Annotated in this window: 14 protein-coding genes; 11 read left to right on the top strand and 3 right to left on the bottom strand. The window is 62.0% G+C overall.

The features are described from left to right. On the top strand, positions 1 to 532 hold a 532-nt coding region (locus tag V7080_RS13375), incomplete at its 5' end, for a GGDEF domain-containing protein (protein WP_334188885.1). A 100-nt stretch (positions 533 to 632) separates the two neighbouring features. Further along, a complete protein-coding gene (locus V7080_RS13380; protein ID WP_334188886.1) occupies positions 633 to 3,746 on the top strand; it encodes a CHASE domain-containing protein in 3,114 nt (1,037 codons plus the stop codon). 488 nt (positions 3,747 to 4,234) lie between these two features. Here the strand turns inward: V7080_RS13380 and V7080_RS13385 are convergent, their stop codons facing one another. Beyond that, the gene (locus V7080_RS13385) at positions 4,235 to 4,645 is read right to left on the bottom strand and encodes a hypothetical protein (protein WP_334188887.1); all 411 of its coding nucleotides are present in this window, start codon (positions 4,643 to 4,645) and stop codon (positions 4,235 to 4,237) included. A 510-nt stretch (positions 4,646 to 5,155) separates the two neighbouring features. Here V7080_RS13385 and V7080_RS13390 point away from each other — a divergent pair. From V7080_RS13390 to V7080_RS13405, 4 genes are all read left to right on the top strand, one after another. Continuing rightward, positions 5,156 to 5,410 carry a hypothetical protein gene (locus tag V7080_RS13390; protein WP_334188888.1) on the top strand — a complete coding sequence of 85 codons (255 nt, stop codon included), beginning with the start codon at positions 5,156 to 5,158 and terminating at the stop codon, positions 5,408 to 5,410. A 93-nt stretch (positions 5,411 to 5,503) separates the two neighbouring features. Continuing rightward, entirely contained in the window at positions 5,504 to 6,682 is a 1,179-nt protein-coding gene (locus tag V7080_RS13395; protein WP_334188889.1) for an efflux RND transporter periplasmic adaptor subunit, read from the top strand. 3 nt (positions 6,683 to 6,685) lie between these two features. Further along, positions 6,686 to 8,641 (top strand): MacB family efflux pump subunit, encoded by a 1,956-nt coding sequence (locus V7080_RS13400; protein WP_334188890.1) that lies wholly within the window; start codon positions 6,686 to 6,688, stop codon positions 8,639 to 8,641. A gap of 11 nt (positions 8,642 to 8,652) precedes the next feature. After that, positions 8,653 to 10,065 carry an efflux transporter outer membrane subunit gene (locus tag V7080_RS13405; RefSeq protein ID WP_334188891.1) on the top strand — a complete coding sequence of 471 codons (1,413 nt, stop codon included), beginning with the start codon at positions 8,653 to 8,655 and terminating at the stop codon, positions 10,063 to 10,065. 11 nt (positions 10,066 to 10,076) lie between these two features. On the opposite strand, the gene V7080_RS13410 is transcribed toward V7080_RS13405, so the two are convergent. Continuing rightward, on the bottom strand, positions 10,077 to 12,095 hold the full coding sequence (locus V7080_RS13410) for an AsmA family protein (RefSeq protein ID WP_334188892.1): 2,019 nt from the start codon (positions 12,093 to 12,095) through the stop codon (positions 10,077 to 10,079). Positions 12,096 to 12,324: 229 nt separating this feature from the next. Between V7080_RS13410 and V7080_RS13415 the strand changes: the two genes are divergently transcribed. The 3 genes from V7080_RS13415 to V7080_RS13425 all read left to right on the top strand — a co-directional run bounded on the left by V7080_RS13415 (position 12,325) and on the right by V7080_RS13425 (position 14,551). Next, positions 12,325 to 12,786 (top strand): fasciclin domain-containing protein, encoded by a 462-nt coding sequence (locus V7080_RS13415; protein WP_334188893.1) that lies wholly within the window; start codon positions 12,325 to 12,327, stop codon positions 12,784 to 12,786. A 62-nt stretch (positions 12,787 to 12,848) separates the two neighbouring features. Next, positions 12,849 to 13,577 (top strand): DUF924 family protein, encoded by a 729-nt coding sequence (locus tag V7080_RS13420; protein ID WP_334188894.1) that lies wholly within the window; start codon positions 12,849 to 12,851, stop codon positions 13,575 to 13,577. Between the two features lie 14 nt (positions 13,578 to 13,591). Then, on the top strand, positions 13,592 to 14,551 hold the full coding sequence (locus V7080_RS13425; RefSeq protein ID WP_334188895.1) for an oxygenase MpaB family protein: 960 nt from the start codon (positions 13,592 to 13,594) through the stop codon (positions 14,549 to 14,551). Between the two features lie 9 nt (positions 14,552 to 14,560). On the opposite strand, the gene V7080_RS13430 is transcribed toward V7080_RS13425, so the two are convergent. Continuing rightward, the gene (locus tag V7080_RS13430; protein ID WP_334188896.1) at positions 14,561 to 14,986 is read right to left on the bottom strand and encodes a hypothetical protein; all 426 of its coding nucleotides are present in this window, start codon (positions 14,984 to 14,986) and stop codon (positions 14,561 to 14,563) included. A 250-nt stretch (positions 14,987 to 15,236) separates the two neighbouring features. Between V7080_RS13430 and V7080_RS13435 the strand changes: the two genes are divergently transcribed. Together V7080_RS13435 and V7080_RS13440 are read left to right on the top strand one after the other, a co-directional pair. Then, positions 15,237 to 15,455, top strand: a complete 219-nt coding sequence (locus V7080_RS13435) for a hypothetical protein (protein ID WP_334188897.1) — start codon at positions 15,237 to 15,239, stop codon at positions 15,453 to 15,455. 50 nt (positions 15,456 to 15,505) lie between these two features. Then, entirely contained in the window at positions 15,506 to 16,117 is a 612-nt protein-coding gene (locus V7080_RS13440; protein ID WP_334188898.1) for a DedA family protein, read from the top strand. Positions 16,118 to 16,334: the final 217 nt, after the last annotated feature.

Here is a 16,334-nt window from a genome sequence, read left to right on the forward strand (position 1 = left end):
GTTCAATCGCCGGTACATGGAGGAAACGCTGCAGCGGGAACTGGCGCGCGCCACCCGCACCGGCGCACCGCTGTCGCTGATCGTGTATGACCTCGATCATTTCAAGAAAGTGAACGACACCCACGGTCATGAGGCCGGCGACGCGGTGCTGAAAGCCTGCTCCCAGCAGGTCAAGCGCAGCGTACGCGAAAGCGATGTGCCATGTCGTTACGGCGGCGAGGAATTCGTCCTGATCCTTCCCGATTGCGGCAAGGAGGCCGCCTTCGCCAAGGCGGACCGGCTCCGCGAGGAAATCAGCCGCCTGCACATCACCCATGACAGGCAGTTGCCGTGCCAGATCACCGCCACCTTCGGCATCGCCAGCTTCCCCGGCGATGCACGCGAAATGGAAAGGCTGTTCAACGCCGCCGACGAAGCGCTGTACCGTGGCAAGGAAAAGGGACGCAACTGCGTGATGGCGGCGATTCCCGACCCTGAATCGAAAGCGGAGCCTGCCGCTGCGACGAAGACGGCTCTCGAGGCTGATTCGTAAGCGTGACCCACGACGGTGCATACCGCTGCCGGGCTGTTAAACTGCATCCCGCACGACCCGCTTACGTCAATCAGGAAAGGCAAATTCTTGCCGGAGATCAATGCCTCGAAATTCTCCCGCCGCTACGCCAGCAAATAACCACCATTCTTCTTTCCGCCCCGCCAGGGGCCGGGACGGCCTGTTGCCGCAATTGCTGGCACTGCTGATCTTCCTGTTGTCGTTTGCAACCACCTATGGCCTCTGGCGCAGCGCGCACGTGGAGGCGATGAAAGAGCTGCAGGCCGATTTTGATTTCCGCGTTCTCGAGACCGCCGAGCGGATCGAGCAGCGCATGGGCACCTACGAGCAGGTGTTGCGCGGCACAAAGGGTTTCCTTGGAGGATCGACGGATGTCAGCCATGAGCGCTTCCGCGCCTATGTCGAAGCGCTGCGTCTGGAGCGGCATTATCCGGGCATCCAGGGCATCGCCCTGTCGCAGATCGTCCCGCCCGCGGACAAGGACCGGCACGTGGCTGCCCTTCGCGCGCTCGGCTTCCCCGACTATGCGATCCGGCCGGGCGGTGAGCGCGACATCTATACGTCGATCAGCCATATCGAGCCGCTGAGCGGACTGAACCCTGCCGCACTGGGCTTCGACATGTTTTCCGAGCCGATCCGACAGGCCGCGATGGCACGTGCCCGCGATACCGGCAACGCCGCCCTGTCGGGCAAGCTCAAGCTGATCCAGGAACAGGCGGCCCGCCCGCAGTCCGGATTCGTGATGTACGTCCCGCTGTACCGTTCGGGCATGCCGGCGGACACGGTCGAGCAGCGCCGCGCGAACATCATCGGCTGGGTCGGCGGCCCGTTCCGGATGGACGACCTGATGGCAAACCTGGGCGGCCAGCGGCTGGCCGACCTGCGGCTGCGGGTCTACGACGGCAATACGATGGACGAGCAGTCGAGATTGTACGAGTCCCGCACCCGGTCGGCCGATCCGCTGTTCAGCCAGACCCGGCACCTTCTCATCGCCGGGCGCCCGTGGATGCTGGCGATCGAATCGACCCCCGCATTCGAAGCGCGCATCGATACCGAAAAGCCGCGTTTCATTGCCCTTACCGGCGCCGGCATCAGCCTGCTGCTCGGCCTCCTGGTATGGACGCTTGCCACCGGCCGGCGACGCGCGCTGGCGCTGGCGACCGCGATGACGAACGAACTCAGGGCCAGCGAATCGCGCTGGAAATATGCGCTCGAAGGCGCGGGCGATGGCGTCTGGGACTGGAATATCCGTACCGGCGAGGTGTTGTATTCAAGGCAATGGAAAAAGATGCTCGGTTATGGGCAGGACGACATCGCCAGCAACAACTCGGAATGGGAACGGCTGGCCCATCCGGCGGACAGGCCGCAGGTGGCTGCCATCCTTACCGATTACCTGGAAGGCAGGATCCCGGCGTACGCCACCGAACACCGGATGCTGTGCAAGGACGGCAGCTGGAAATGGATCCTGTCGCGCGGCATGGTGGTCAGCCGGGATTCCGACGGCAAGCCCCTGCGCATGATCGGCACCCATTCCGACATCACCGCCCGCAAGCAGGCCGAACAGCGCGAAGCCGAACGGCTGCAGCAACTGGAAGAAGCGCGCAGCGCGCTGCACCATGCGCAAAAGCTGGAAGCGGTCGGCAAGCTCACCGGCGGTGTCGCCCATGATTTCAACAATGCGCTGCAGATCATCGGCGGCAACCTCCAGTTGCTCGAATTGCGCGTCGGCGGCAACGAGCAGGCAGCCACGCTGATCCAGGGGGCGATGAAGGCAGTGGATCGCGGCGCCAAGCTATCGTCCCAGCTGCTGGCGTTCGCGCGACGCCAACCGCTGCAGCCGCGGGTGGTCAACTTAGGGCGCATGACGCGCAGCATGGATGAACTGCTGCGCCGGGCACTGGGAGAATCCATCGTGGTTCACACCATCATCGCGCCGGTGATGCTCAACACCCTGGTTGACCCGTACCAGCTTGAAAACGTCATCCTCAATCTCGCATTGAATTCGCGCGACGCGATGCAGGGACAAGGCAGCCTCACCATCGAGGCGGGCAGCGAAGAACTCGGCGCCGGCGCCGATGGCGAGGCGGACGTGCCGCCCGGACGCTATGTCACGCTCGCCATCTCCGACACCGGCTCCGGCATGACGCCGGAAGTGCTGGAGCATGCGTTCGAACCCTTTTTCACCACCAAGCCGGAAGGGCAGGGCACCGGCCTCGGCCTCAGCATGGCCTACGGCTTCGTCAAGCAAAGCGGCGGGCATATCCGCATTTTCAGCGAGGTCGGTCACGGCACGATGGTGAAGATTTATCTTCCGGCGTCGGACGATGCGGAAGAGGAAGTGTCGATCGTCACCAGCCAGACGATCATCGGCGGCTCCGAAACCATTCTTGTCGTCGAGGACGATGCCGCCGTGCGCGGCGTCGTGGTCGGCATGCTCGCCGAACTCGGCTACCGGGTGCTGCAGGCGAAGGACGGCAGGGAGGCGCTCGATGCGCTGGCAAGCGGCGAACCCATCGATCTGCTGTTCACCGATGTCGTGATGCCGGGCCCGGTGCAAAGCCCCGAACTGGCCACTCGCGCAAAACAGATGATTCCCGGCATCGCCGTGCTGTTCACCTCGGGTTATACCCGCAACGTCATCACGCAGGATGGCCGGCTCGACGCCGACCTTCAGCTTCTCAGCAAACCCTACCGGCGGGAGCAACTGGCGATCCGCATCCGCAGCATGCTGTTCCACCGGCAGGGCAAGCGGACTGTGGAGGCGCCGGTGGCCGAGCCGGCGCCCGCCCCGGCCATGCCGCCTGCCGCGGAAGAGGCCGATGCCGCCGGCGAACCGCCCCTGCCGGCGATGCAGAAACGGCGAATACTGGTGGTGGAGGACAACAACGACATGCGCATGCTGCTGTGCGAAATGCTCGGCATCCTCGGTCATCACCCCTATGCGGTGGCGAATGCGGAAGACGCGTTGAAGCGGTTGTCGTACGGCGGCATCGACGTGCTCCTGACCGATATCGGCCTGCCCGGCATGAGCGGCGTCGAGCTGGCTGAAGCCGCCGCCGCGGCGGATTCAGCGATGAAGATCATTTTTGCGTCCGGCCATGGCGAGACCGTCCGGACCCCGCGCGATCTTGCATCGGTGATGCTGACCAAGCCCTACACCCTCATCCAGCTGCAGCAGGCGCTGCAGGGGATCTAGGGCGTGTCGTCAATTACCCCTCATTCATCTCCATCAAGTAAATCAAACCACCGGGGCACATGACAAATCAATGAACGGTGGCGGATATAAGTGCATGGCTTCGATGCGGGGAAGGTTCCGAACCTCGGTGCGACCGCATCCCTATACAGACATGGCACACAACCACGGCGAGCATTCTTGAATGTGCGAAAGACAGTGCGGGCGTAAAGTGCATTGCCGCGCCCAAGCATCGCGGTAACGAAAACGGCATAGCCCTTCTCGGCGATAGAGGATTTCATTTCGATGGCAGGTAGGCTGGGACGAAGCCGTGATCCGGGAGGACATCCGCCGCCAGGAGCGGGAAACCTGTGCCGGGATCACATGCACCTGTGGTGCTGACCGGCCACTGGACAGGTGGCCAAAGAAGGCGGGGCCGCGTGAGCGGCCCCGCATAGCCGCTTTGGGCGGCGCACAACGAAACCCCAGGCTTGCCGGGGATTCTCGCTGTTTCAACGACATCTAATCTGAGCTTCCATTGTCCATGATGTGCGATTTCCATTTGGATAGGTTTTATAGGACAAGAGGTCATACTTGCTGAACCCCCCACACTTATTATCCGCATTCGTTCGCCACACGCCCCATGCATGATACTCGGACATGCCAGTTCCCTTGACCGTTACTGAAGAGTTTGCATTACCCTTTTTCTTCTTATCTTTAGCCATGGCATCGCTCATGGGTGTCATGGCAAACGCAACGGCCATCGCCAGCGACATGACAGAGCCTGCGGTCATCGCAGCGCGGAATTTGCGGGTCAATGTATTCATCATGCTCTCCCTGGCAGTGGAATGAATGGCAGGTGCGGCAGCGGTGATGCCTGTACGGTCTGACACATTTGTCGAGTATGTTTGTTTCATATTCATGATGCTCTCCCTCATTATTGAGTGCCCCCATTTTTGACATACCTGGATTGGGCGAAGCCGGGTATGGGCTGCAAAACGAGAAATCAAATTTTCGTGCCGTTGCACATGGACACAGTCATGGATGAATGGCATTGAAGAGAAAAAGATTTCAATGCGACGCGAAGTTGCCATGTCTGCTGAATGGTCGAGCACTGAGATGAAGTGTACGGCGCGGCTTCCGTTCACATATTCAAAAATGATCGTCGTGTTTGCGGGAGGCAGCTACACGAACGTGGCGTGCTGCATATAAGACGGTATCCCGGTCGTCTCCATCTGCGTCGACATGCGGGCTGTGCGTTCATGCCAGCCAGGTGTATTTCCCCGCGCTTAGGGCGTGTCATGAGTTCGATATTCGTTGCATCATTTTGTGGGAATCGGTGAGGTGTAGCGTCGCCGTGCATTCATGACAGCGCTCAGCCATCGCAGTGATGAATGCGGCATCTTTCGCATTCGTCGGCTACGAATTCCGCGATGAAGATCATCTTTGCATCCGGCCGCCGGACAGCCTTGCAACTGCCATGCCTATCCGGGATCGATGTGTTTCAGAAAAATTGCCGTGCCTGGAAAATGTCGACCAGCCATGGGTTGCATGGTGATGCGCATGGTGATGCCTATGCGCGGCGGCAGAGCATTTTTGAGTTTGTGGATGGCCACGTCGGCGTAGAGTTCATTTCACCCCTTCGCCTGTGCGGAGCCGAAAGCTGCCATCTCCGCAGTGTGTGGTGAATACCTGCCCTGCCTGTGTTCTACGTCCACAAGGCGTCGTCGCATTTTTCATGGCGGGTCGAAACCAAATTGCTTGCTCATCAAGGATTGACCATGCGCCTGATGATGTCCACCTTACCGAAGCGCTACGCCCTGGTGGTTTTGGTACTGATCGCGACAGCCGCCGTGGTATTTCTGCGTTTTCCTTCCGCCGCCGAACCGGAGCGGCGCACCGTGAAGGCAGTCGCAGGCGATATTGAAGCCACTGTGCTGGCCAGCGGGACGCTGGAAGCCGGCAACCTCGTCAATGTCGGTACCCAGGCTTCCGGCCAGGTCGATTCGCTGAACGTGGTCCTGGGCCAGAAAGTGAAAAAAGGCGACCTGATCGCCACCATCGATGCAACCGTGCAGAACAACGAAGTACGTAATGCCGCGGCATCGCTGAAAAATCTTTACGCGCAGCGGGACGCGAAGAAGGTCTCGGTGCGGCTGGCGGCGATCGCGTTCAAGCGGCAGGCGCAAATGCTGCACGAAGACGCCAGTCCGCGCGCCGACTATGAAAGCGCGCTCGCATCCTTCAGCACGGCGCTCTCGGATATCCAGGGACTGGACGCGCAGATAGAACAAGCCAGGATCGTCGCCGACAAGGCCAGAGCTGACCTTGCCTATACGCGCATCCGTGCGCCCATGGACGGCACGGTGGTGGCCATCGTCACGCGTGAAGGACAGACCGTCAACTCCGTGCAGCAGGTTCCCACCATCGTCAAGATCGCCCGCCTCGATACCATGACGGTCAAGGCGCAAATCTCCGAAGCCGACGTGGCCCGCGTCAAGGCCGGCCAGGCGGTGTACTTCTCGCTGATGGGCGAGCCCGGACGCCGTTTTACATCGCGACTGCGTGTCGTGGAGCCGGTCCCCGAGTCGATGAGCCAGGATGCGCCGGCAAGCGGCGGCGGCACCGGCAATCCTGCCGTGTACTACAACGCCCTGTTTGATGTGCCGAATACCGACGGCAGTCTGCGCATCGCGATGACCGCACAGGTATCCATCGTGGTGGCGTCGGCGAAGAATGCCGTATTGATTCCCATCGCCGCCCTCGGCGAAAAGGCGGCGGACGGGAGATATGCCGTACTGGTGCGCGACCGGAACGGACGGACGGTGGAGCGCGCGGTGCGTGCCGGCATCCGCGATGGCGCCAGCATTGAAATCCGCGAAGGCATCCAGGCTGGCGAGGAAGTGGTATTGCATGGCGACGCTCCATCCGGCGCCGCGCCATCGCCGGGCAGTGCCTGATTCATGGCCACGCCGCTACTCGCGCTGAAAGGTGTCCGCCGCGATTTTTCTGCGGGCGACGGTGTCGTCAGCGTGCTCAAGGACGTGAACCTCAGCATCAATGCAGGTGAAATGGTCGCCATCATCGGCGCATCGGGCTCCGGCAAGACGACGCTGATGAATATTCTCGGCTGCCTCGATCGTCCGACCGCGGGCAGCTATCAGGTGGCCGGCTGCGACACCTGCGCGCTGGATGCCGACGAGACGGCCCGGCTGCGCCGCGACTATTTCGGCTTTGTTTTCCAGCGCTATCATTTGCTGCCTGACCTGAGCGCATTCGCCAACGTCGAAATTCCGTCGATCTACGCCGGGGTTGAGCGCACCGAGCGCCATCGGCAAGTGACGGCGATTCTTCAGCGTCTCGGATTGGGCGACCGCATCGCGCACAGGCCGTCTCAGCTATCCGGCGGGCAGCAGCAGCGCGTCAGTATTGCCCGCGCTTTGGTCAATGGCGGCCTCGTCATCCTTGCCGATGAGCCGACCGGCGCGCTCGACAGCCAGCGCGGGGAAGAAGTGATGCGCCTGTTGGGAGAGCTCAACGCCAGCGGTCATACCGTCATCGTGGTGACGCATGATCCGCGGGTCGCCGCGCATGCGCGCCGCATCATCGAAATCAGCGATGGCAGCGTCACCGCCGATACAACGCGGGACATTGCGGCGAGCAGTGGGGCAGATGGCCGCGCATTGCCGGCGCCGGCGCCCGGGCCTTCGGCGCGCGTCCGGCTGGACCGTTTGCTTGAAGCGGGCCGGATGGCGTTGCTTTCCATGAAAGCCCATCGGCTGCGGACCCTGTTGACCATGCTGGGCATCATCATCGGCATCGCCTCGGTGGTATGCGCCGTTGCTCTCGGTGAAGGTTCCCGGCAGCGCGTGCTCGACAACATCAGCGAACTTGGCACCAATACGCTGGAGATATATCGGGGCCGGGAGATCGGCGGCATGCCGTCCGTCGGCGCGCCATTGTCGCCGGCGGATGCGGATGCGATCGCCGGCGAGCCGTATGCCGCCAGTGTCACACCGGTGATCAGCACGGGCGCAAACCTGCGGTATCGCCATATCACCTCCAACGCCCGTGTCGTTGGCGTGGGCAAGCATTTCTTCAAGGTCAAAGGCATGAAACTGGCGGAAGGGCGGGTGTTTTCCGACGATGACATCCAGATGTCCGCCCAGGAAGCGGTGATCGACCGGGCCACCCGCAACAAGCTGTTCGCAGCGGATGCGAATGCGGTAGGCGAGGTCGTCTTCCTCGACAGGATGCCGCTTCGCATCATCGGCGTGATGGAGAAGTCCGATATCAGCTACAGCGGCATGGATAGCTTGAGCATATGGATTCCCTATACCGCCGTCCTGGCCCGCATGGAAGCGAAGGTGTCGCTCGATGTCATCGTGGTGAGAGTCAGTGACTCGGTTTCCAGCCAGGCCGCCGAGACCTACCTGACGGCATTTCTGCAGGGCCGGCATGGCACCATCGATTTCCATATCTCGAATAACGGCAGCGTGCGCCGGACCATCGAAGATGCCGATGCGACGCTCAACCTGCTGATCACCTCCGTCGCGCTGATCTCGCTGCTGGTGGGCGGCATCGTCGTCATGAACATCATGCTGGTCTCGGTCAAGGAGCGCACCCGCGAAATCGGCGTGCGCATGGCGGTAGGCGCGAGGCCGGATGACATCCTGCAGCAGTTTCTCATCGAAGCGGTACTGGTCTGCCTGATCGGCGGCGTGCTCGGCATCGCGCTGTCGTTCATCGTCGGACTGTTCTTCTCCGGGCACGACAGTGATTACCGGATGATTTTTTCCACTGCCGCCATCGTTGCTGCATTCGCCACTTGCACCCTGGTCGGCATCGCATCCGGCTTTGTGCCGGCGCGCAATGCCGCCCGCCTGGATCCGGTTGACGCGCTGGCGCGCGACTCCTGAGGAAATTCATCATGCGCATCGTCCCTGCCGCTCTCGTTCTATCTGTTGGATTGTCTCTGCAGGCATGCGCGCCGCTGAGGCAAACACCTTACCGGACCCCCGACCTGTCGGTGCCGCAAGGATGGCAGTACGGCATGGCGCACGCGAATGCCGCAACGGAAATGACGCAACAGTCCGGCCGCTGGTGGACCAACTTCAACGATCCCGCACTGGAACGCCTGGTGGAAGAAGCGTTACGGTGCAATAGCGACCTGGCGATGGCGGCGATCACGGTGCGCCGCGCGCAGTTGCAGGCGGGGCTGACCGATCGCAATGCGCTGCCGTCGCTCACCGCATCCCTCGGCAAGAATGCCTCGCGCAATGCAAGCGGCGACGAGCCGTCCTCGCGGTCCTATTCGATATCCGGCGGCGCCGGTTACGAAGTCGATTTATGGGGCAAGCTGGCACGGCAACGCGAAGCGGCGCAATGGTCGTTGCAGGCCACCGAGGAAGACCGCAAGAGCGCGGCGCTGAGCCTGACCGGCACCACGATGACGCTGTACTGGCGGCTTGCCTACCTGAACCAGCGCACCGCGTCGAGCGGCCAGAGCATTGTCCATGCGCAGAAGGCGCTCGACATCGCCCAGGTCAAGTACCGGGCGGGGGCGGTCGCCCTGCTTGATGTGATCCAGGCCGAACAGGCGCTGGCCGCGCAGCGCGCGGAAGCGGCGCAACTGGCCCACCAGCAGATCGAAGCCAGGAATGCATTCGCTCTTCTGTTCGACGGTCCGCCAGGAAAACTGTTTTCCGAACTGCCGCAGGTGCCCGACGGGCCCTATCCCGCCATCGACCCCGGCCTGCCGGCGCAGCTTCTTGCCCGCCGGCCGGATCTGCAGGCGGCCGAGCTGCGCCTGCGTGAATTGCTCGCCGCAGCGGATGCAAACAGGGTCAATTATTATCCGTCGCTGTCCCTGACAGGCAGCCTTGGAAGCAGCAGCGCCGCGCTGGTCAACTTGTTGCGCAGCCCGGCGGTAAGCCTGGGCGCCGGCATCGCGCTGCCCTTCATTCAATGGCAGGAAATGCAGTTGAATCTGCGGCTGTCGGAAGCCGATCAAGAGCGCGCGGTCATTCAGTTCCGGCAAGCTTTTTACCGGGCACTGGGCGACGTGGAGAATGCGCTATCGATGCAGGCGCAGCAGGCCTTGCAAGCGGAGTATCTCGCCGAGGCGCTCGCCGCGGCCCGCAAGGCCGAACGCATTGCGGAAGTACAGTATCGCGCCGGCAGTATGCCGATCAAGTCCTGGCTGGATGCGCAGGAGTCGCGCCGGGCCGCCGAAGTTGCCGTAGCCGGCAACCGACTTGAACGCCTTGCCGGCTACGTGACCCTGTACCTGGCGCTCGGCGGTGATGCATCGCTCCCCACGCCAGCGCCCGCGAATCCATAGGACCGTACGATTTACCTGCCGTTGCCCGGATTCCTTGCCGTCGCTTTCTCCGGCGGCGGCGCCTCTGGTTTCTTCTGTGCCTGCGCAAGCAGGGCCGGACACGGCGCTTCCTCGCCCGGTCCCGGGTTGATCAGCGCCAGCAATGCCGCCAGCGGCGCAACGGCGGTGCCGAGCACCACCGCCGCGCCGGCCTTCATCGCCACCGCGCCCTTGTCCACGCCGACATCCGGGTCCTTGAACGTGCCGCTCACATACAGGGGCGAACGCAGCGAAATGATGCGCACGCCCTTGCTTTCCGGCTTGATGTTCAGGTCCAGCACCTCCTTGGCGAAGTTGACCTTGCCATTGATGTTAATGGTGGCATCCTGGGTGTCGACCACGAAGGTCTTCGTCTGCATCAACCCGTCATTGACCACGAAGTCGGCGGCCATGCAATTGAGCTGCACCTGGCGGTCGCCGAACAATTGCGCCACCACCACGCTGCCGAGATTCAATCCCATTGCTTCCAGGATCACCTTGCTGATGCTGCCTTCGGTAATCACCGACTTCACCTCGCCGTTCGACGAGCCGAGGAGGGCGGCGAAGGAATTGCCGGCGCCGGTCAGCTTGGCATCGGCATTGACTTCACCGAAGCTGGCCCGCATTGACTGTACCTTCGGAAACATCTGCTTGAGTTTCAGCCGCCGCGCGGTCATCGTCATCTGCGCCTTGACCGGCTTGCCGGTGCTGTCGATCTGCAGCTGCGACGTGATCTGGCCGCCGGCAACGCCGAACTTCAGCGGCGCCAGGGTCAGCACACCGTTTTTGAGATTGACGTTTGCCGAGACGTTGTCCAGCGGCAGCGCCTCGGCGCGGATGATTTTCTGCCCCGAAAAACGCACCTGGACATCGACCTTGTTCCAGCGATCGGTCTGGAACGGCGTGACGGGCAGAACCTTGTCGGGCGGCTGCTTGACCTTGATGCCGCGCTTCTCGCGCTCTTCATTCTTGGGGCCGAACAGGGCGGTGAGTTCATCGATCTTCAGGTTTTTCGATGTCACATCGCCGCTCAGCAGCGGACGCGGTTCGCGGTGCGCGTATTCGAGCGTGCCGCCGATGTCGCTGGAGCCGACCCTGCCGACGAATTTTTCGTAGCGCAGCCGGGTATTGTCCGCGCCCACTGTGCCGACGACCCGGCCCGAGGTGGAAAATTTCGGTGTCTCCGGCAGCAGGATGCCGGTCAATGGATACAGCAGCGCCATGCTGGCGCCCTTGATGTTGAGCTGCAGGTCGAGTGCGCTCAGATGCGCCGGTTCGGTGAGGGTGCCCTTGGCGGTGATCTCGGTGTCGCCGACGACCAGCTCCGCATCGATCGGAAACTCCACGCCGCGCTCGCGCAGCGACAGGAGTGCGCCGGCCTTGCCGCCGCCGCTGACTTTCTCGCCATCGAATTCGCCCGCCAGCTTCCAGTTGATGCCTTCCTCGCCGCCGGTCTGGCTGTCGATCGTGGCAGTGACGTCGGCATTCTTGGTGGCGTCCACAAGCCTGACCTTGGCACTGTCGAGCATGAGGTTGTCCAGCTCCAGTTTCCAGTCGGACGGTTCCTTGTCCTGCCTGGCGAACGTCCAGTTGTTGCGGCCCTCCTTGTCGCGCTCCAGCACCAGTTCCGGGGCACTCAGCTTCAGTGCGGGGATGTGGATGCGCTTCTGCAGCAGCGCCAGCGGATTGAGGGTGACGTCGATCTGCTCGATGCGGGCCATGACCGGGCCGGTGCTGGCCCATTCGGGGTTGCCGACAGTCACGCCCTGCGCGCGCAGATGCGGCCACGAGATGAAGCGCCGCCAGCCTTGCTGCTGCCCTCCCGGCTTCTCCCATTGCAGAGACAAATCGCCGTCGATGGAGAACGAGCGCCCGGTTGCCTGGCTGACCTTTTCGGAAATCCATGGTTTTGCCTGGTTCCAGTTCATCGAACCAAGCAACGCGATGATCAGAAGCAGCAGGGCGACCAGGCCGAGCAATACCCCCAATGCCACTTTCAGAGTTCGTTTCATGTCGATATGACCATAAGGCCCGCACGGCGTTCGGTGCCGTCAAGCGCACATATCGACTGGATCAAAGAGGGGGGCGGCATGAAGATGTCGGTGCAGAAAGCAGTTGAACTTTTCCCACGTGATTGGGCCCCATCACAGGCAGCTCGTACATCGACTGCCGTGGCACAACCGCACGTTCAGGACGCTTCCGGGAAACATCCAGGAGGTTGTCGTCCATAAAGGAGTGATCATGAAGACGAAACATTTGCTCGTTGCACTGGTACTGACGGCGTCAGGTTCGGCGTTTGCCGACGACCTGGTGAAAACCGCGGAACGCTCGCCCGAAATCCGTACCTTCGTCGATGCGATCAACCTGGCGGGCCTGAATGACACATTCAGGAACAAAGGACCGTTCACCATATTCGCGCCATCGGATTCGGCCTTCGCCCGCCTGTCGCCCGACGTCAAAAAGTCGCTCCTGTCCAACAAGGAGAACGCGACGAAGTTCGTGTCCGACCATATCGTGCCGGGAAAAATGGTGGTGACGGAAATCAAGCCGGGCAAAACACAAACCATTGAAGGCAATACCATCAGCCTGCAATCGGATAACGGCCTGGTGAAGGTCGAAGGTGCGTCGGTCATCCAGAGCGATATCGTGGCGGACAACGGCGTGATTCATATCGTCGATACCGTGGTGGTGCCTGCAAAGTAAGGGAACCCGTAAGCGAACCCCGACCGGCGGCACAGGATGATGGCGAGTCAGGGCAAGGCGGCGTGTTTGTGCAAGAATACGCAGGCACGTCCGCCTGTTCGCAGAGCTGTTCGCCGAACCGCATCGCAATGAACGGTACGCAGTGGACGGCATTCCGGCAGACGACACCCAACCACTTCCTCGCAGAATTGATGGAAACACCCGACACCATCCGCCGCTTCTGGTTTGGCGACCACGCCAGCGACGCCGCCGTGGCGGCGGACAAGTCGTCACTGTGGTGGTCCAAGAATGCGGAAACGGATGCGCGCATCCGCCATCACTTCGAAGACATGGTCATCAAGGCCGGGCAGCGCGAGCTGGACGGATGGGCGGCGACACCGGACGGCCGGCTGGCGCTCATCCTGCTGACCGATCAGTTTCCGAGAAACATCTACCGCGACAGCGGCAAGGCATTCGCTTTCGATGCGCTCGCCCGCGCATGGTGCAGGGAAGGCCTCGCCCTGGGCGTGGATGCGATGCTGCGGCCGATCGAGCGGGTCTTCTTTTATCTTCCGCTTGAGCATTCGGAGTCGGTTTCCGACCAGGCACAGGCGGTCGAGCTGTTCCAGTCGCTCGCCGCTCAGGCGGCTCCGGACGCGAAGGCGACCTTCGACGGCTTTCTCGACTTCGCGCGACGCCACAAGATCATCATCGACCGCTTCGGGCGCTTCCCGCATCGCAACCGCCTGCTCGACCGTGCATCCACGCCGGAGGAGGCGGCCTTCCTTGCCCAGCCCGGTTCGTCGTTTTGATCCTCGCCGGCGCGATGCAGACATCTTCCGCCATCCTGCTCCCGTCACTGCTGCAGCGCCGGCTGGAGGCCGCCGCCAGCGATTTTCTCGATCCGGGCGCGGGCGCCGGCATCGACTTCGCGGTGCCGCCGGGAGAAGCGGCGCTGCTTGCGCATGACTCCGTCTCGTGGCGGCTGTTCAAGAATCCGTTGTCGCTGTTCATCGGCGGCGTTGCGGCGGTCATCCTCGAACTGGCCGAGCCGCGCGTGCGCACCGGCGTGTGGGAACACACCAGTTTCCGCGATGATCCGCTGCGGCGCCTGAAGCGCACCGGACTGGCGGCCATGATGACGGTGTACGGCCCGCGCAGCCGCACCGAGGCGATGATCGCCGGCGTGGTGCGCATGCACGGCCGCGTGCGCGGCAGCACGCCTGCCGGACAGCCGTACAGCGCCGACGATCCGGAATTGCTGGACTGGGTCCACGCCACCGCCAGCTTCGGTTTCCTGCGGGCGTATCACACCTATGTCGGACCGCTTTCCCAGGATGCGCGCGATGCCTATTACCGTGAAGGGAGAACCACCTCGTCGCTGTACGGCGCGCTCGCGCCGCCCGCTTCGGAAAAGGAACTCGACCTGCTGTTCGAAGCGATGGCGGACAGGCTGGAGCGTTCCGCCATCGTCTTTGAATTTCTTCGCATCATGCAGCGGGTTGCATTGCTGCCGGGACCGATGTCGATGCTGCAGGACTGGCTCATCAAGGCCGCCGTCGAACTGGTGCCGCGGTGGGTACGGGAGCGGCTCGGATTGGACGACGCATGGAATTTGCGTCCGTGGCAGCGGAACATCATCGGACGCGCCGGATCGACCGTCGACCGCATCGTGCTGCGATCCGGGCCGGCCGTACAGTCGTGCCGCAGGCTCGGACTGCCGGATGATTATCTGTACACAACGCCATGGAGTCCGCCGGACAGGGCGCGGATCAACGGCGGCTGACACTCTTTGCTACAGCGCATGGTCCTGGATTTCGCGCAGGAACCAGCAGCCGTTGGTCAACAGGAAGTGATACGTCACCAGCGTGGACATGCCCGGCCGCGACAGCCTTGCGACAGCGCTGGTCGGCGAGTTCTGTTGCAGCTCCGATTCGATGCCGGTGGTACGGATATAGTCGCCCAGGGCAGGGTATTTCATATCGTCCCGCTTGGAGGCGGCCCGCCGCGTCTCGATGATTTCCTGCTTGCCGTTCTCCATCCCATACTGGAAACGGACGCGCGTCGATGGGTAGATGGTCCGGCTGATCGCGAAGTCCTTATCGTTGATGAAGGTCTCGAAGAATGCCGGCAGGGCTTCCGGCTGACGCGCATTGCATGCCTGCGCCGACACTGCGCCGCTGGCTAAAAGCAGAACAATGCATTTGGACAGAATATTCATATTTTTGCTCCCCTCCAAAAAATTGATTGCCGGCATGCCGTCATGCCATGTGTGGTTTTGGTCTTCATTATCAGGCGTGCATTGCGGAACGGAATTGAGGGATCTTAATTACAAGACTTTATTGCGAAGGTGAAAGGAGCTTGCAAGGCGATACCGTGCCGTGTGGCATCGTCTGGGAACTTGTCCCGGGCCGATTACTCTTTCCTAGACATTGAAAAAATGTCTTTTCATATTGCCTTGAAGGATGATCATGCCTAACGACTTGCAGACCGCACCAAATCCGAAACGCGCTCCGGATACCGATGGCGGCAGCGCCGCCGCCGACTTCGGCCTTGGTTTGCCGCCGCAGGAAACCGAGCGCCGCGATCAGCATGCCGGCGACGCGGATGAACGGCAGGCGCAGGACAATCCGCAATCCGAACCCGGTGACGACGACCTGCCGATCCCGACCACTTACCCGACCGCCTAGTTGCGTGAGGTTGCCGGCCCGACCGGCATCAGCAGAGGAGAGACCGCACGTTGTTTGAGTTCATCGTCAATATCGTCCAGCAGGGTAGCTATGCCGGCGTGTTCCTGCTCATGGCGCTGGAAAATCTTTTTCCGCCGATCCCGTCCGAGCTGATCATGCCGCTTGCGGGCTTTGCCGCGGCGCGCGGCGACATGAATGTCGTGCTCGTGGTGCTTGCCGGGACGCTTGGCTCGGTCATCGGCGCGCTGCCGTGGTATTACGCAGGCAAGCGCTTCGGCCTGGATCGCATCAAGCGTCTCGCCTCCCGGCATGGCCGCTGGATGACCGTCTCCCCCGATGATGTCGATACGGCGATGCATCGCTTCGAACGGCATGGCCGTGCCGTGGTGTTCTTCGGCCGGCTGATCCCGGCGATAAGGACGCTGATTTCGGTTCCTGCAGGCATCAATCGCATGCACATGGCACCGTTTCTCGCCTTTTCGATTGCAGGGTCGCTGTTGTGGACAGGGGTGCTTACTGCCGCAGGGTATGTTTTGAATTCGCAGTATGAGCGGGTTGCGGAGTATCTTGATCCGGTGTCGAAGGGGGTGCTGATTCTGATCGTGGGGATTTATGTGTATCGGTTGGTGACGCATCCGGCGCAGAGGGCGGATGGGACTTAGGAGGGCTCGTCATTCTTGCAAAACAGTACCGGCTTACAAGCTAATACGCGCCTTAAAGGGAGTCCAGGGCTACGGAGTGTCTCTGGTAATAGATCAGCTTGTCATTCCCGCGTAGGCGGGAATCCAGAGCGACGGAGTGTCTCCGGTAATACAACGTGGCTGGTTCTTCGAAGAGACTAGCCGGGACTGGCCCCGGCGGGCCACCTCCTTTTTTGCT

Origin of the sequence: Noviherbaspirillum sp., assembly GCF_036846085.1 — a bacterium.
Lineage (GTDB): Bacteria > Pseudomonadota > Gammaproteobacteria > Burkholderiales > Burkholderiaceae_D > Noviherbaspirillum.

Bases quoted from the DNA above. Each gene is read 5' to 3' on its own strand.
- V7080_RS13380 (WP_334188886.1), top strand. From the start codon at position 633: ATGCCTCGAAATTCTCCCGCCGCTACGCCAGCAAATAACCACCATTCT.
- V7080_RS13385 (WP_334188887.1), bottom strand. From the start codon at position 4,645: ATGAATATGAAACAAACATACTCGACAAATGTGTCAGACCGTACAGGC.
- V7080_RS13390 (WP_334188888.1), top strand. From the start codon at position 5,156: ATGAAGATCATCTTTGCATCCGGCCGCCGGACAGCCTTGCAACTGCCA.
- V7080_RS13395 (WP_334188889.1), top strand. From the start codon at position 5,504: ATGCGCCTGATGATGTCCACCTTACCGAAGCGCTACGCCCTGGTGGTT.
- V7080_RS13400 (WP_334188890.1), top strand. From the start codon at position 6,686: ATGGCCACGCCGCTACTCGCGCTGAAAGGTGTCCGCCGCGATTTTTCT.
- V7080_RS13405 (WP_334188891.1), top strand. From the start codon at position 8,653: ATGCGCATCGTCCCTGCCGCTCTCGTTCTATCTGTTGGATTGTCTCTG.
- V7080_RS13410 (WP_334188892.1), bottom strand. From the start codon at position 12,095: ATGAAACGAACTCTGAAAGTGGCATTGGGGGTATTGCTCGGCCTGGTC.
- V7080_RS13415 (WP_334188893.1), top strand. From the start codon at position 12,325: ATGAAGACGAAACATTTGCTCGTTGCACTGGTACTGACGGCGTCAGGT.
- V7080_RS13425 (WP_334188895.1), top strand. From the start codon at position 13,592: ATGCAGACATCTTCCGCCATCCTGCTCCCGTCACTGCTGCAGCGCCGG.
- V7080_RS13430 (WP_334188896.1), bottom strand. From the start codon at position 14,986: ATGAATATTCTGTCCAAATGCATTGTTCTGCTTTTAGCCAGCGGCGCA.
- V7080_RS13435 (WP_334188897.1), top strand. From the start codon at position 15,237: ATGCCTAACGACTTGCAGACCGCACCAAATCCGAAACGCGCTCCGGAT.